Raw genomic sequence first — 15689 nt, 5'->3', positions numbered from 1 at the left:
TATGAGCGGGCTGGAAAAGATACCGGTCAAACGCGAAACCTCCATCGACCTGTTCAAAGGCCTGCTGGTCATTGGCATGGTCTATTGCCACAGCCTGCAGTTCTTCAGCGACCAGCAGATTTATCCTGCCGGGCAGCGCTGGATTGATGTCATCAATCTGCTGACGTTCTCCGGATTTGTGTTCAGCTTCGGGTACGTGTCGCAGCTCGCCTATTATGGTAAAAGCTTTCGGCAGGCCGCGCCGCGCATGCTGCTCACCGGCATAAAGATGCTGATCGCTTTCTGGCTGTCTGGCGCGGCCTACCGCTTGTTGATCGACGGCCGGCCTTTGGGCTGGGAAGGGATCAAGCCCATATTGCTGGTGCAGGAAATGCCCGGCTGGTCGGAGTTTCTGATCTCCTTTGCTTATCTCACTTTCATGGGCCTCGTGCTGTTTGCGCCGCTGAAATGGGCCGTCCGCCGGAAATCGGCCGGATTTCTGATCGCTTTGCTGCTGCTGGGAACCACCTTCATCCCGTACGGCGCTATTCACGCCGTCAAGCTGGGGCCGCTGCTTGGGACCCGCGATTTTGCGTCGTTCCCGGTCGTTCCGTATTTCCCTTATTATCTGATCGGCATGCTGTTCGCCAAATACCGGACCGGCTGGGATTGGCGGGTGCTTGCCGGAGCGGCGGCGGCTTCAGGGCTGTTTGCCTGGAGATGGCTGGGGGCGGAGGACGGCCTGCTGCCGGAACGTTTTCCCCCGTCGGTATGGTGGATTCTTGGCCCAGCCGTCTTGCTGTACGGCTATTATTTGCTGGCGCGTCTGCTTGAGCGTTTCTCGGATGGGCTGCTGGCGCGTTCGCCTTATCCGGTCCGGCTGTTCAGGCCGCTTGAAGCCATGGGCAGCAACGTACTGTGGTTTCTGCTGATGAGCAACCTGCTGATCTTTGCGATTGCGGCCAGCCAGCGGACCTACGGGTTTATGATTCCTCCCGGCACCGCTTTTGGCGTGACGCTGATTCTGCTGGCCATCATCGGCTATAGCCTGTGGATCATGAGACCGGGCCGGCCTGCGGGGAAGCGGGACCGTTCAGACCGTTCAGGCTCGCGTTGACGTTGCCGGAACGGTTTCATTAATCGACTAACAACCGTTTTTTTAAAATAAATGTTACCACGGAGAGAGAGGAAGCTACTTATGAGCACATCCGTACCTACAAAACCTGTGACCACCAAATCTTACATCAAAGATTACCCGAGACCGCAGTTTGTCCGCCAAGCCTGGCAGGATTTGAACGGCGAATGGGATTTCAGCTTTGACGACGAACGGGCCGGGGATGCCGGGCAGTGGATGAACCGGTTCCCGGAGGGCCGGACAATCATCGTTCCTTTCAGCTATGAAACAAAAGCCAGCGGCATCGGCGAGGAGACGTTCCACCCGCAGGTCTGGTACCGCAAAAAGCTGACGCTTCCGGCACAAGCGGAGGGCACACGGACCCTGCTGCATTTTGAAGGGGTGGATTATAAAGCCACCTGCTGGGTGAACGGGGTTTTTGCGGGCGAACATGAAGGCGCTTATGCGGCGTTTTCCTTCGACATTACGGACAGCCTGAACCCTGGCGCGGAGAACGAAATCGTGCTGAAGGTCGAGGACAGTCAAAGCTGCACGCAGCCCCGGGGCAAGCAGCGCTGGATCAACGACAATTTCGAATGTTTTTACGTGCAGACGACAGGCATTTGGAAAAGCGTGTGGCTGGAGTATGTTAACGCAACCCGGATCGACAGTGTCAAAATGACGCCGGATATCGACCGGCAGATGATCCGTTTCGACTTTCAAATGCAGGGTCTAGAAGGGAAAAACAACCTGCGCCTCGAAGCGGAGATTACGCTCAAGGGCCAGCCGGTCCGCTCGCTCAGCCTTTCGGTCGACAGAGCCTGGCTCACGGTGGAAACCAGCGTGCTGCACGAAGCCGGCGGGCCTTGGAAACAAAGCTTGTGGTCGCCGCAGAATCCGAATTTGTTCGATGTGGAGTTTGTGCTGTACGAAGGAGAACGGGAAATCGACTGTGTCGCTTCCTATTTCGGCATGCGCAAAATTTCGATCGAGAACGGGCAAATCCTGCTCAACAACGGGCCTCTTTACCAGCGCCTGATTCTGGATCAGGGCTATTGGCAGGACAGCCATCTGACCCCGCCTTCCGAGGAAGCTCTGATCGAGGATATCGATGCGATTGCCGCCATGGGCTACAACGGCCTGCGCAAGCATATGAAGATCGAAGACGCCCGTTTCCTGTACTGGTGCGACGTCAAAGGCATGCTGGTCTGGTCGGAAATGGCGGCGACTTACGAGTTTAACGACGAAGCTGTGGAGCGTTTTACAAGAGAATGGCTGGAGATCGTGCCGCAGCAGTATAACCATCCGTGCATCATTACCTGGGTGCCGTTTAACGAATCGTGGGGCGTGCCGCAAATCGGCCGTGAAGTGAAGCAGCAGAAATTTACGGAAGCGGTCTACCATTTGACTAAAGCGATTGATCCTTACCGTCCGGTTGTGACGAACGACGGCTGGGAGCATACCGTTTCCGACATTTTGACCCTGCATGATTACGTGGAACGCGGCGAGGATTTCCTGGCCATGTATAAGGACAAAGACGTGGTGGTGAACAACGGGGTAGCCTTCAACCAGTGGAAACACGCTTTTGCCAAGGGCTATGGCTATAAAGGCCAGCCGATCATCATCAGCGAATTCGGCGGCATCGCGTTCCAGACGGACAGCGGCTGGGGATACGGCAATCAGGTATCTTCCGAGGAAGCTTTCCTGGAACGGTTCGGCAGTATCGTTGGCGCGATTCAGGCGACGCCTTACATTTCCGGCTTCTGCTACACGCAGATCACCGACGTGCAGCAGGAGGTTAACGGCCTTTTGACCGAGGACCGGAAACCGAAGGTGCCGCTGGAGAAGATCCGGGAGATCAATTTGGGGAAATGAAATCCGAGGTAACCCAAATAGCAGAGCTGGCAGCGGTAGCAGCGGCGCTCTGCGTATAACTTAAAAAGCCATTAATTACATGAATCATGTAATTAATGGCTTTTTTTATTTTAGGCTTCAGCCTGTTGAGCGCGTGAAACGCGCGAAATATAAAACCACCCGCTATGCGGGTGGAGGGATCTAGGGTTACACCAATAAGACCATCCCGATAAAATTGAGATGTTCAGGCTCAATTCGAAAGGATGGTCTTAAATGGCAAATAAAAACTTTAGTTTAGCGCACACAAAGTGGATGTGTAAGTATCACATTGTGTTCACCCCGAAGTATAGACGTAAAGAGATCTACAATCAAGTGAGACGAGATCTAATTGAAATCATGAAGCGTCTATGTAAATACAAGGGAGTCGAGATATTAGAAGGACATATGATGCCGGATCATGTGCACATGCTGGTGGCGATTCCACCGAAAATATCTGTGTCTTCCTTTATGGGCTATTTAAAAGGGAAAAGCGCACTCATGATCTTTGAGAAGCATGCCAATTTGAAGTATAAGTATGGGAATCGTAAATTCTGGGCGGAAGGCTACTACGTAAGTACAGTGGGGCTAAATGAAGCCACCGTCGCCAAATACATTCGAGAGCAAGAGGCACATGACCAGGCAGTGGATAAGCTGAGTGTAAAAGAGTATGAAGATCCATTCAGCAGCAACAAGAGCAAGAAAAAGTAAAACCAGTTTAACTGGTAAGTGAAAGAGACAAATAACACTGAGCCTGAACGCTTTGTGGTCAGGCTAGCGTCTTTAGGCGCAGTTTGGCAACAAGGGGTTATACCCCTAGTGCAAACCACCCGTTGGACGGGTGGTTCTGATTTTATATTTATTCCAAACTATTGGTTTATAACGTTGACTATTGCTGAAATTGGCTATATAATCGCCAGAAACAAATGAAATATATGTAATGAATGGCGAAAAAAGATTCTAAAAAAGAAAAACATTAAAGGTTTAACAAGAAATGGAGAGGACAGGTTCATCATGGTTGCTACACTTACATCAGCTACTAAGTTTTATAAAGAGAACTACCCGAGACCCCAGTTTGTCCGCAGTCAGTGGATAGATTTAAACGGGGAGTGGGATTTCAGCTTTGACGACAAGCAAACCGGGGATGCGCAGCGGTGGGTTGAACATTTTCCGATTGGACAAACCATTCACGTTCCGTTCACTTATGAAACCAAAGCGAGCGGGATCGGCGAGGAGAAATTCCATCCGCAGGTATGGTACCGCCGGACATTCACCCTTCCGCCGGAGGCGGAGGGCAAGCGGACGATCCTGCATTTTGAAGGTGTGGACTACAAAGCCACCTGCTGGGTAAACGGCGGTTGGGCCGGTCAGCATGAGGGGGCGTACGCCCGGTTTTCGTTTGATATTACCGATCTGCTCCAGCCGGGCGCGGGCAATGAAATTGTGCTGAAGGTTGAAGACAGCGACAGCTGCCTGCAGCCCCGGGGCAAACAGCGGTGGGCCGGCCGCAATCACGATGGCTTTTATGTACAGACCACGGGCATCTGGAAGGCCGTCTGGCTCGAACATGTCAGCGAAACCCGTCTGGATTCGGTAAAAATCACGCCGGACATCGACCGTCAAATGGTCCGGTTTGATTTCCGCCTGCATGGAGCAGAAACCAAACCAAATCTCAGGCTGGAGGCGGAAATTACATTTAAAGGCGAGCCGATTCGCAAGCTAGGCCTTTCAGTGGACCGGGCTTGGCTGACGGTGGAAACCAGCATGATGAACGGCATCAACGGGCCTTGGCTGCAGAACCTGTGGTCGCCGGGCAACCCGAATCTGTTCGACGTGGAGTTTGTGCTGTACGAGGGCGATCAGGAAGTCGACCGGGTAGGCTCTTATTTCGGCATGCGCAAAATTTCCATCAAAGACGGACAAGTTCTGTTGAACAACCTGCCTCTTTATCAAAGGCTGATTCTGGATCAGGGCTATTGGCCGGACAGCCATCTCACGCCTCCATCCGAAGAAGCGCTGGTCAAAGATATTGAAGCCATTGCGGAGATGGGCTACAACGGCCTGCGCAAGCATATGAAAATCGAAGACGCCCGCTTCCTGTACTGGTGCGATGTCAAAGGGCTGCTGGTCTGGTCGGAAATGGCGGCCGCATATGAGTTTAACGACGAAGCGGTGGAGCGTTTTTCGAGGGAATGGGTGGAGGTTGTGCAGCAGCAGTATAATCATCCCTGCATCATCACCTGGGTGCCCTTTAATGAATCGTGGGGCATTCAAAACATTCTCCATGACGTCCGCCAGCAGAAGTTTACGGAAGGCATTTATCATTTGACCAAATCCATCGACCCTTATCGTCCGGTGATTACGAATGACGGCTGGGAGCATACGGTCTCTGATATATTAACCCTGCACGATTATGTGGAGCGGGGCGAAGCTTTTTATGAAACCTACAAGGATAAGAGTTTGATTACCGGCGGCACCGGTACCTACAATGAATGGAAATTCCCGTTTGCAGAAGGATATGGCTATAAAGGCCAGCCGATTATCATCAGTGAATTTGGCGGCATTGCCTTCAAAAGCGAGCAGGGATGGGGGTACGGCAACCAGGTAGACAGCGAGGAGGCTTTCCTGGAGCGGTTCGCCAGTATTACCGGCGCGATTAAGTCGATTCCGTATATAGCCGGATACTGTTATACGCAGATTACGGACGTGCAGCACGAGGTGAACGGCCTGCTGACCGAAGACCGAAAGCCAAAGGTTCCCCTGGAGAAGGTTCGGGAGATTAATTTGGGTTAAGATCGTTTGTTTGATGAAAAAAAAGAAAAAGCTGGCCGCCCGGCAGTGTGCCGGGGGCCAGCTTTTTGATTCTTTACAGTGGAGGACGGAGCCCCTTTTAGTGTGGGGAGCTAATCCAGCTTTTTATAGAAATACAGCGTTGTTTCAATGTTTGGATTAAAGGTCTGCTTCAACGTATCTACCCCGCCGAGCTGCATCCCCTGCTTCAAATAGAAACGGCAGGCTGCGAGGTTATCGTCCTGCGCCTCCAGCATAAGCCCGCGCAGTCCTTGATCCAGAGCCCATTTCTCGCCGGCTGCGAACAGCATTTTGCCGATTCCTCTAGCCCGGTGACTCTGCTTGACCGCAATATTTTCCACGTAGGCCATACGGTTCCAATCCTTAACCAGCCGGATTTGTCCGACGCATTTGTCCTGATCGTAAGCCAAATAGATGATTTTATCAGGTTTGCCGATATAGGCGTCGACGTCGAGTTTATCATCCGGAAATTTGATTTCGTAGGGATGTTTAAACAGGATTTCTTCAAAGGTCCATTCCTGATTCTGAAAAGCGGGAACGAGTTTTCCGGGTGCAGGGAAGGGGTCGTTGGCCGCATTTAGATCGTGGGCAGTACTGTGATCCATCGGCAGGATACGAATATCTTCAAAGGCCATAAAGATAAGACTCCTCCTCTAGCGGATTCCTTAAATCCATACTAATAATCTGTTAATGGGTTGATCTAATTTATTAATGATCTAATCTATTAATAATCTAATTATTCGGGAAACACATAACTTTTTCCTTTAGACGGTGCGATCCCAACCAGGATCAGCACGGCCGCCGCGGCGAACAGCAGCAGCATCGGCATGTTCCAGGAATTCGCCGCATCATGGATAGCGCCGAACAGGAAAGGTCCGGTTGCCGCCAGCAGATAACCGATCGACTGCGCCATGCCGGAAATTTCGGAGGCTTCCTGTGCTGTGCGTGCCCGCAGGCTGAAGAACATCATCGCCAGGCTGAACGATGTACCTCCGGCTACGCCGAGCAGAAGGACGGATAACGAAAGGATGCCCATATTTCCGTGCGAAAGCAGAATGCCGGCGAAGCCGAGGAAATAGAAGCAGCCAGTTCCAACCATTAATCCCAGCTGACTGCTCCTCCGGGCGGCAATAATCGGAATGATAAATGTGAACGGAATAAGACCGATTTGCAGCAGGGACAACATAAAACCGCTTTGTTCGTGGGATAAGCCTTGGCTCAGCAGCATGTCCGGCAGCCAGGCGACAAATACATAGAAGATCAGAGATTGCAGTCCCATATATAACGTGATGTTCCAGGCCAGTCCGGAACGCCAAACGCTGCGTGGGTTCCTGGAACCGCCAGCGCCTAAAGCCGGCTTCGCAGAAGCAGGCGCTGCTGTAGCTGTGCCGGAACTGCTCACAGGCCGGGCAGAATCGCCGTTTCCTGTACGGGCAGCCGAGACCTGTACGGCGGCCGCTTTATTTTTGCCCGGTTTCGCATTATGTCTAAGCTGCGGCAGCCAGAACAAAATGGACACCAGCGCAATCAGCGTAATCGTCAGCAGGGTGCCTCTCCAGGCGAGTGAGGTGCTGCGGGCGATCGGCACGCTGACGGCAGATGCCATAGCAGCGAATACGTTCATCGAGATGGAATAAACGCCGGTCATAATGCCAAGGCGATGCGGAAATTCCTTCTTGATCAGCGCGGGAAGCATAACGTTGCCGACAGCGATGCCAAGCCCGGTAACGACGGTACCCAGCAGCAGCGAGGCTTCGTTTCCGCCTTGGCGGATCAAGCTGCCCGCCAGCAGCACGATCAAGGCGGCGAACAAGGTATGTTCAATGCCGAATTGCCGGGCCAGCTTGGGGACGAAAGGGGATAATCCCGCAAAAGCGAGCAGCGGCAGCGTGGTCAGGAATCCGGCCAGCGTGCCTGAAATCGGGATATCCAAACGAATTAAATCCAGCAGAGGACTAACGGAAGTAAGAGGCGTTCGCAGGTTGGCAGCGATAAGAATGATGCCGACCAGCAGCAGCGCCACGCTTCTTTTTACGTCATTTTGCTCGGCCTCCAGCTCGGATAAGAGGCTTCTGGATGGCTGAAGCGAAGCGTTGCCGGTCTGTGACCGGCGCTCAGCCTGTTTGCGGGTTTGAGGGGTCATATCTATTTCTTCCATAAGTATGGTTCTCCATTTCTCTTTAATTTGTATATTAATAGATGGAATCTCTATGAGATTAAAGTCTTTTCCTTGAAAAAGGCGATATAGCGGTCGACTTCCAAAGCCGCTTTGTCCGCATTGCGTTCTTCAATGGCTTCGACGAGCACCAGATGTCCGATTTGGGAGGATTCTCCCCATTCGGTCGTTTGGGCAATAGAGGTTAGGATCTCGGCAAAAAGGCTCAGATAGATATCGGTCAACAGGACGTTATGGGAGGCCGTTACAATTGCCTGATGAAGTTTCCAGTCTGCCTGAACAAATTGTTCCAGAATTTGATGCTGGTGGGCCGTTACACACAGCTGGGCATACTTTTTGATTTCTTCAAGGTCTTCATCCGTCCGGTTAACGCAGGCCAGCAGAACCGCTTGCCGGTCCAGGGCATGCCTGACCTCAAGCGTTTCGAGCAGGGTGGAACGGTGAACTCTTTTTTGCACAATGGCATCCAGCTCGCTTGTAGCTATCACAAACGTACCGTCCCCCTGCCGGGTATCCAGTAGTCCCACATGTACGAGAGCACGGATGGCTTCCCGCAGTGTGTTGCGGCTGACGCCCAGCTTCTCCATCAGTTCGGTTTCGCTTGGAATCCGCTGTCCCAGCTGCCAGGTGCCGGAGGAAATCATGTTCTCCATTTCGGCGTACGCTTGCCCCGATAACGAAGTCCGACGCAGTTTATTGATCATAAAACAAAACTCCTTATTAAACGTAGGATGTTTGAACCAGTCCGTTATTTAGGATAAAACAAAGGGATTGAAAAGTAAAGATTTTTATAAAAAAAATAAGATAAAATTAGCCCTAGTCGTTTGAAGACCAGAGCCAAAGAAAAGCCAATGAGACATAATAGATAAAGGCCTTCCGAATAACGGAAGGCCTTCTTATGGTTAGACAAGATTAACTGTATTTATTCAGACGGTTTCTCAGGAGGCGGAGCTGTTGACTCCCGGATCAGCAGCTGCGTCGGCAGCAGAATTTCCGTATAAGGCTGCTGCGGATTCTCAAGCCGGCTGAACAGCTGCTTAAGCGCATAGCTGGCGAACAAACTTCGGTTCACATCCAGGGTGGTGGTTGAGGGGGTGCATACCTGCGACAGATAACCGTTGTCGAAGCTGACGACCGACACCTCCTCCGGAACCTTAATGCCCAGATGCTGCAGGGCAGACGTAATCATAAAACCAAAGCCGTCGTTGACGCAGAACCAGGCGGTCGGCCGTTCCTTCATTTCGGCGATTGTTCCATGTACATAGCTGCTGTCCTCGACGGCATCCTGAATCAGCCAGTCTTCGCGAAGTTTGATGCCGGCTTCAAAGGCGGCGAGACGCATGCCTTCAAGCCGTTCATAATGACTGGGAGAATAGTCGATATCCCCCATAAATCCGATGTCCCTGTGGCCCAGCTCAATCAGATGCCGTACCCCTTCATAAGCGCTGAACCGATTGTTGGTCAAGATGCTGTCGGCTTCCAGCGAAGGATGATGATGGTCGATCAGAACGGTAGGAATGCCGGTATCCAGCACGGCTTGTACATAAGGTGTGGTGATATGGCTCAGGATCAGAATGCCGTCTACCGAACGGTTCTCCAGGAAGGCGGGCAGGCGAAGCGTCTCCGTATCCTCAGGACTGATGGACTGGATCACCAGCTCGCAGCCGTATTTCTTCAGTTCCTTATCTACACTTAAATAAATGTCGCCAAAAAACGTTTTTCTCGAAAAAGCATAATCCGAAGCAATCAGGGCAATGGTGCCGCCTTCCGGCAGCACCGAGCCAGCCAAAGGAACCCCGGAAGCGGAAGGAGCAGGAGAAGCTGGAGCTTCGTTCTGCTGCCCTTTGCGGCTTCTTCCATAGACATACCCCAGAAGCTCGGCGGTCTCCTTAACCAGAGCCCGGGTTGCTTCGCTGACCCCGTCTTTGCCTGTCAGCGCTTGAGATACTGAGTTCTTGGATATATTAAGATGATCTGCGATATCCTGCATCGTGACTTTATGTTTCAAAATGGTTTCAACCTCCGTCCAGCACCAACCGAAAGGTCTTGATACCGGTTATGCATTCGTTTTCATTTTTCCAGTTCCGGGGACGGCTGTCAAGCATTCTCCGGCAGGGACTCAGCTCTGGGAAAAGGATTAATCGTTCTTGTTCTAATTGTAACGTTACAATATTATTTTGTAAACCTAGTTGTAATCTTTATAAAAGTAAAATTGTAGATATTTGCTTGACATCGAGATGACAAAAGGTGATAATAAATGACATAAGCGCTTACATTTTAAAAAAACAACCATTTTGTAATGTTAATAACCTGATTTTTTTCTAAATCAAATTACTTAATTATGGGGGTCATGTTCAAATGATTAAAAAATCACTTGGTGTACTGCTCACCGCTGCACTTGCCACCACGATGTTATCCGCCTGCTCGACCGGCCAAAGCTCCACGGGAAACAGCGGAAGCGGAGGAAGCTCCGGCGGGGTAACTACCATCGAATTCTGGGCTGCACCGAACCCTACCCAACAGGCTTATTGGCAGGAAATGGCCAAAGCTTATGAATCGGAACATTCTAATGTGAAAATAAATGTGAGTGCGATCAAGGAATCGCCTACATCCGAAGCCAGCATTCAATCAGCCATCGCGGCCAAGAGCGCACCGACCATGTCGGAGAATATCAACCGCGGCTTTGGCGCCCAGCTTGCAGACAGCAAAGCGCTGGTCCCGCTCGATACGCTGGACGGCTTCCAGGACATCATTAAAGAACGCAACATGTCAAGCACGATTGAGCCTTGGAAGTTCGCCGACGGTCATCAATATGTGCTGCCGATTTACTCCAACGCCATGCTGTTCGGCTGGAGACTTGATGTGCTGAAAGAGCTTGGCTACAACGAACCACCGCAGACCTACAGCGAAATCGTCGAGCTGACGAAGAAGCTGAAAGACAAATACGGCGACAAAAAATATCTGTGGGCCAAAGCCGATCTGGCCGACCCTACCGCCTGGAAACGCTGGTTCGACTTCTACATGCTGTATGATGCGGCTTCCGGCGGCAATAAGTTTATTGAAGGCAGCCAGTTTACCGGCGACCAGAAAGCCGGCGAAGAAGTGCTTACTTTCGTAGACAATCTGCGCAAAGAAAGTGGACTGCTGGCCCGTCAGGTGACCGATCCGTTTGAGAACGGCGTAGGCGTCTTCACAGACGTTGGTCCTTGGACTTTTACAACCTGGAAAGAAAAATACCCGAACCTGAAATATGGCGAGAACTTTACTTTGTCGATGCCTCCGGTTCCGGACGGCATGGATCCTAAAGACAGCAAGACGTTTGCCGATACCAAAGGTTTGGTCGTTTACGCCTCCGCAACAAAAGAACAGCAGGCGGCCGCGATCGACTTTATTAAATGGGTATATGCCGACGCAGCCAACGATGCGAAATGGTTTGAGCAGACCAACCTGCCGCCGGCACGCGATGATTTGACAACAAACGATTCCTTTAAAGCCATCCTGGATAAACAGCCGGAATTGAAGCCTTATGCGGAAAATGTGCCAAACGCGGTTCCGCCGATGGATAACGCGAAATACAACGATCTGCAAACCATTATCGGAACCGAAGCTTTTAACAAAGTCGTTAAAGGGGAAATTTCTCCGGCAGACGGTTGGGCCAACATGAAGAAAGCAATTGAGAGCGCCCTTCAATAAGGAAGGATGACCGATTATGGATCAAAGAAACAATAAAATGGGCTGGTTATTTACCAGCCCCTACCTTATCTATTCCCTGATTTTCTTCTTCGGGCCGCTGATCTGGTCTTTCTTCCTGTCCGTTACGGACTGGAACCTGATCGCGCCGACCTTTAACATCATTGGATTTGAAAATTTCATGGATGCCTTGAAATCGCCTAGCGTTCATTCGGCATTCTGGGTCACCTATAAATTTATGCTGATCTTTGTGCCGATCGTAACGGTGCTGGCGATTGCGGTCGCCGTGCTGGTGCACGGACTGCCGCGGTTCAAAAGCCTGTTCCTGATCGGTTTTTTCCTGCCCTACCTGTCTTCGGGTGTCGTTTCGTCCCTGATCGTGAAAGGGCTGCTGTCTTATACGAGCCCGCTGAACGTCTTTTTGCGGAAAATAGGCTTGGATATCGACTGGCTGGGCACGCCATTGTCCGCTTTATTTATCGTCGGCCTCATTCTGGCCTGGAAATTCACGGGTTATTACGCGCTGATTCTGACTTCCGGGCTGGCAAGCATCGACAAGGAAGTGTATGAAGCAGCCGCCATTGACGGCGTTACCGAGCGCCAGCGCTTCTGGCGCATTACGCTGCCGCTGCTGTATCCGTCGCTGTATACGACGCTGATCCTCGCGTTTGGCGTAACGTTCGGCATTTTTACCGAGGTGTACCAATTGACCGGCGGGGGTCCAAACAATGCGACCAACACCTGGCAGATGGAAATTTTCAAACAGGCGTTTACGAACCTGCAGGCCGGTTACGCTTCGGCGGTAGCTTTGCTGGCTTCGGTCGCCACCTTCATTTCGATCTTTATTATTCGTAAATTACTGGAGATTTGGGGGAAGAGAAATGGTTGGGTCTAATCGAAATCGCGGCGTCAGACGAACGGTCCGGTATGTGCTCGCCATTGCCCTGCTTCTTGTGATGGTTTATCCCTATCTCTATATGGTGCTCAATTCGTTCGCGGACTGGACGCAGATTGATAAACAGCTGGTGCCGACGAAGTACAGCTTTAAATCCTATGAATGGCTCTTCACGGGAGGGGAGACGGGCATCACCCGGCCTTGGCTTCACGCTTTCCTGAACAGCGTCATCGTTTCGCTGGCCTCGACAGTGCTGATGATGATCTTCGGCGTGATGGTCGCTTATGCGTTGTCCAAGCTGAACTTTTTCGGACGGAACGCCATCAACAACTTTGTGTTGTTCCATATGTTTTTCCCGGCCATCATCCTGCTGATCCCGACATTCCTGATTATTCAGAGAGTGGGGCTGTATGACAGTTATTTTGGGCTTATTCTGCCTAAAGCGGTCAGTCTATGGGCGATTTTTATGTACACCAATTTCTTTAAGGCCGTTCCGACCGTCTTTATTGAAGCGGCGCGGCTGGATGGAGCATCGGACCTTAAGATCATGTACAAGATCATGCTGCCGATGTCCAAGTCGATCACCACCGTCATCTTCCTGTTCCTGCTGATGGAACGGTGGACGGAGCTGCTGTGGGACATGATCGCTGTCAAAAGCGACAGCATGCTCACGCTGAACGTGCTCATTTCGCAGATGTTCGGGCCTTACGGCTCGTATCCGGGTCCGCTCTACGCGGCATCCGCGCTGCTGACACTGCCGATTATCATCATGTTTATTATCTTCGGCAAGAAGTTCCAGGAAGGCATGCAGTTCAGTTTGAAATAAAACGTAAAACAGATAGAAGGCCAATGGGGTAGGAGGAAGAAATCAATCATGACTAGACCAAAAGAAACCCTGGACTGCGTAAAGCTGCTCGATGAATATCAGCGCAAGCAGGCCAGAGCGGAGAAAGCCGAACGTCTGCTGTTTGAAGGGGTGGAAGGCAAAGATGTCTACAATATTGCCGCTCCTTTTGAAGATCAGGGCGAAATGGTGCTGCCGGGCCGCGTCGAACCGCGGGACAGCGAATATTCGCAGGTGATGTTTTTTGTGGAGCGGAGCGGGAAATGGCAGCCGCGCGAAGGCGCGCCGGTGTTTGACCTGCAGGACCCGTTCCACACCCGGATCGGCGGAGAGCTGATCATAGGCGGGGTGCAGATTTACCCTCACCCGGACCAAGCAGGCATGCTGATGTGGCGTACCGTTTTCTACAGCGGGAACAGCGTGAGCGAGCTTAAGGAATTTTTTAAGGGCCCTGACGGCATGAAGGACTTGCGTCTCGTAGAGCTGGCTGACGGCAGCATTGGTATCTTTACCCGGCCGCAGGGCGAGAAAGGCGGACGGGGCAAAATCGGATTTGCCCGGGTTCGTTCCCTGAAGGATTTGACGCTTGAGGTCATTAACGATGCGCCGCTGCTGGAAGGACAGTTCAGCGACGAGGAATGGGGCGGCGCCAATGAAGCCCACCTCTTAAAGGATGGCCGGGTAGGTGTGCTGGGGCATACCGCCTGCTACGACAAAGCCGGCGATCGTCATTATTATCCGATGGCTTTTGTGCTCAATCCAAGTGACGGCTCTTTTACCGATATGGAGCTGATTGCCATACGCGACCGCTTTCTGCCCGGACCGGCAAAAAGGCCGGACCTGCGGGATGTCGTCTTCAGCGGCGGCCTGGTCCGCAACGCAGACGGCACGGCTGTGCTGTATGCCGGCATCAGCGATGCCGACGCGCAGCGTATCGTGATCGACGATCCTTTTGCCAAATTCGAATAATGCTGGACGAGAAAGGGAGCGCCGGACTTTATTTCGTTAACTAAAGTGACTACAAGGAGCTAAATGCCATGAATATATACCGCTATGAACAAAATCCGCTAATTACGCCGGCTGATGTCAAGCCGCACCGCGAAGGCTTTGAAGTGATCGGCGCGTTTAACGCCGGAGTGGCCGAATATAAGGGCGAAACGATCCTGCTGCTTCGTGTGGCGGAGCGGCCGGTCAGCCCTGATCCGAACATCGTGCTGGCTCCGGTCTACGATCCGGAGAAGCAGGATCTTGAGCTGGTGGAGATCCGGCTGGACGATGAAAGCTATGATTTCTCCGACCCCCGGGTCATTGTGAAAAAAACCGACGCTCCGGCGTTTGAATATCTGACCTCCCTGTCTTATTTGCGGATAGCCCGCAGCAAAGACGGGCGGCATTTTGCCATCGACGACGAACCGTTTATTTACCCGTCCAATTCGCTGGAGATTTTCGGCATCGAAGACCCGCGGATTTCACAGATCGGAGATACCTATTACATTTATTTCTCGGCGGTTTCGCCGGTAGGCATCGGAGAGGCGATGGTATCGACGAAGGATTTCCGGACCTGGACCCATCATGGCCTGATTTTTGGCCCGGACAACAAGGACGTCATTATTTTCCCCGAGTGCATCAACGGCAAATATTACGCGCTGCACCGCCCGACGACCAAAAGCGTAGGCCGCCCGGAAATCTGGATTGCCGAATCGGACAATCTGCTGTATTGGGGCAACCATAAACATCTGATCGGACTGCGCGAGGGCATGTGGGACAGCGGCCGCATCGGCGGAGGAGCCGTTCCGATCCGCACCGAACGCGGCTGGCTGGAGCTGTACCACGGGGCGACCAAGGACCACCGGTATTGCATGGGCGCCGTCCTGCTCGATCTGAACGATCCGACCCAAGTAATCGCCCGTTCCGGCAAACCGGTGATGGAACCTGAAGCCGATTATGAAACAAAAGGTTTCTTCGGTGATGTTGTATTCTCATGCGGAGCTACGGTTCATGGCGACGTGGTCAGAATGTATTATGGCGTGGCCGACACGTCCATGGCTTGTGCGGAGCTGAGTCTGAAAGAGATTTTGGAAAGTCTGGAGCCTGCGGAGCAGCCGGCGCGGTAAAAGGAATAGATTGGCCTAAATGAACTAAGGCCTGCAAGAAGAACCTCCCTTTAGACATAAAAGGGAGGTTCTTTTTTATAGGCATATTCCTTCCGGTCCCTCTTTCTGAAAGGGCTTTATTTGTTGTTGACAACATGTATATACAGGTTTACAATGGACTCGTATCGAACTTGTAT

General features: G+C 51.9%; 13 protein-coding genes. 9 read left to right on the top strand and 4 right to left on the bottom strand.

Annotation, left to right across the window (positions count from 1 at the left end; all coding sequences use genetic code 11):
- Window position 1: 1 nt before the first annotated feature.
- From AWM70_RS14635 to AWM70_RS14620, 4 genes are all read left to right on the top strand, one after another.
- Window positions 2-1096, top strand: coding sequence for an acyltransferase family protein (locus tag AWM70_RS14635; RefSeq protein WP_068697614.1), 1095 nt, complete (start codon window positions 2-4; stop codon window positions 1094-1096).
- An 81-nt stretch (window positions 1097-1177) separates the two neighbouring features.
- The gene (locus tag AWM70_RS14630; RefSeq protein WP_068697613.1) at window positions 1178-2968 is read left to right on the top strand and encodes a glycoside hydrolase family 2 protein; all 1791 of its coding nucleotides are present in this window, start codon (window positions 1178-1180) and stop codon (window positions 2966-2968) included.
- A gap of 252 nt (window positions 2969-3220) precedes the next feature.
- The gene (gene tnpA, locus AWM70_RS14625) at window positions 3221-3694 is read left to right on the top strand and encodes an IS200/IS605 family transposase (RefSeq protein ID WP_068693347.1); all 474 of its coding nucleotides are present in this window, start codon (window positions 3221-3223) and stop codon (window positions 3692-3694) included.
- 303 nt (window positions 3695-3997) lie between these two features.
- A complete protein-coding gene (locus tag AWM70_RS14620; protein WP_068697612.1) occupies window positions 3998-5776 on the top strand; it encodes a glycoside hydrolase family 2 protein in 1779 nt (592 codons plus the stop codon).
- A 110-nt stretch (window positions 5777-5886) separates the two neighbouring features.
- Here the strand turns inward: AWM70_RS14620 and AWM70_RS14615 are convergent, their stop codons facing one another.
- From AWM70_RS14615 to AWM70_RS14600, 4 genes are all read right to left on the bottom strand, one after another.
- Entirely contained in the window at window positions 5887-6429 is a 543-nt protein-coding gene (locus tag AWM70_RS14615) for a GNAT family N-acetyltransferase (protein WP_068697611.1), read from the bottom strand.
- Window positions 6430-6530: 101 nt separating this feature from the next.
- Window positions 6531-7952, bottom strand: a complete 1422-nt coding sequence (locus AWM70_RS14610) for a CynX/NimT family MFS transporter (protein ID WP_169823450.1) — start codon at window positions 7950-7952, stop codon at window positions 6531-6533.
- Between the two features lie 50 nt (window positions 7953-8002).
- Window positions 8003-8674: a FadR/GntR family transcriptional regulator gene (locus tag AWM70_RS14605; RefSeq protein WP_068697609.1), complete on the bottom strand. Its 672-nt coding sequence runs from the start codon at window positions 8672-8674 to the stop codon at window positions 8003-8005.
- 218 nt (window positions 8675-8892) lie between these two features.
- Window positions 8893-9978: a LacI family DNA-binding transcriptional regulator gene (locus AWM70_RS14600; RefSeq protein WP_068697607.1), complete on the bottom strand. Its 1086-nt coding sequence runs from the start codon at window positions 9976-9978 to the stop codon at window positions 8893-8895.
- A gap of 350 nt (window positions 9979-10328) precedes the next feature.
- Between AWM70_RS14600 and AWM70_RS14595 the strand changes: the two genes are divergently transcribed.
- From AWM70_RS14595 to AWM70_RS14575, 5 genes are all read left to right on the top strand, one after another.
- Complete coding sequence (locus tag AWM70_RS14595; RefSeq protein ID WP_083180324.1) at window positions 10329-11663, top strand: ABC transporter substrate-binding protein; 1335 nt, start codon at window positions 10329-10331, stop codon at window positions 11661-11663.
- Window positions 11664-11679: 16 nt separating this feature from the next.
- Window positions 11680-12555: a carbohydrate ABC transporter permease gene (locus tag AWM70_RS14590; RefSeq protein ID WP_068697605.1), complete on the top strand. Its 876-nt coding sequence runs from the start codon at window positions 11680-11682 to the stop codon at window positions 12553-12555.
- Entirely contained in the window at window positions 12542-13381 is an 840-nt protein-coding gene (locus tag AWM70_RS14585) for a carbohydrate ABC transporter permease (protein ID WP_068697603.1), read from the top strand. Before AWM70_RS14590 ends, AWM70_RS14585 begins: the two co-directional genes overlap by 14 nt.
- Before the next feature lie 45 nt (window positions 13382-13426).
- Window positions 13427-14368: an MTP-1 family protein gene (locus AWM70_RS14580; protein WP_418303218.1), complete on the top strand. Its 942-nt coding sequence runs from the start codon at window positions 13427-13429 to the stop codon at window positions 14366-14368.
- Between the two features lie 68 nt (window positions 14369-14436).
- The gene (locus tag AWM70_RS14575) at window positions 14437-15513 is read left to right on the top strand and encodes a BtaManbiosPhlase (protein ID WP_068697601.1); all 1077 of its coding nucleotides are present in this window, start codon (window positions 14437-14439) and stop codon (window positions 15511-15513) included.
- The last annotated feature ends 176 nt before the right edge of the window (window positions 15514-15689 follow it).

The sequence above is a fragment of the Paenibacillus yonginensis genome, from assembly GCF_001685395.1.
Lineage (GTDB): Bacteria > Bacillota > Bacilli > Paenibacillales > Paenibacillaceae > Fontibacillus > Fontibacillus yonginensis.
This window is presented reverse-complemented; position numbering and strand designations above follow the sequence as displayed.

What these genes read in the sequence shown, in the direction of transcription:
- AWM70_RS14590 (WP_068697605.1), top strand. Translation starts at nt 11,680, where the DNA reads ATGGATCAAAGAAACAATAAAATGGGCTGGTTATTTACCAGCCCCTAC.
- AWM70_RS14575 (WP_068697601.1), top strand. Translation starts at nt 14,437, where the DNA reads ATGAATATATACCGCTATGAACAAAATCCGCTAATTACGCCGGCTGAT.
- AWM70_RS14610 (WP_169823450.1), bottom strand. Translation starts at nt 7,952, where the DNA reads ATGGAAGAAATAGATATGACCCCTCAAACCCGCAAACAGGCTGAGCGC.
- AWM70_RS14620 (WP_068697612.1), top strand. Translation starts at nt 3,998, where the DNA reads ATGGTTGCTACACTTACATCAGCTACTAAGTTTTATAAAGAGAACTAC.
- tnpA (WP_068693347.1), top strand. Translation starts at nt 3,221, where the DNA reads ATGGCAAATAAAAACTTTAGTTTAGCGCACACAAAGTGGATGTGTAAG.
- AWM70_RS14585 (WP_068697603.1), top strand. Translation starts at nt 12,542, where the DNA reads ATGGTTGGGTCTAATCGAAATCGCGGCGTCAGACGAACGGTCCGGTAT.
- AWM70_RS14605 (WP_068697609.1), bottom strand. Translation starts at nt 8,674, where the DNA reads ATGATCAATAAACTGCGTCGGACTTCGTTATCGGGGCAAGCGTACGCC.
- AWM70_RS14630 (WP_068697613.1), top strand. Translation starts at nt 1,178, where the DNA reads ATGAGCACATCCGTACCTACAAAACCTGTGACCACCAAATCTTACATC.
- AWM70_RS14615 (WP_068697611.1), bottom strand. Translation starts at nt 6,429, where the DNA reads ATGGCCTTTGAAGATATTCGTATCCTGCCGATGGATCACAGTACTGCC.
- AWM70_RS14595 (WP_083180324.1), top strand. Translation starts at nt 10,329, where the DNA reads ATGATTAAAAAATCACTTGGTGTACTGCTCACCGCTGCACTTGCCACC.
- AWM70_RS14635 (WP_068697614.1), top strand. Translation starts at nt 2, where the DNA reads ATGAGCGGGCTGGAAAAGATACCGGTCAAACGCGAAACCTCCATCGAC.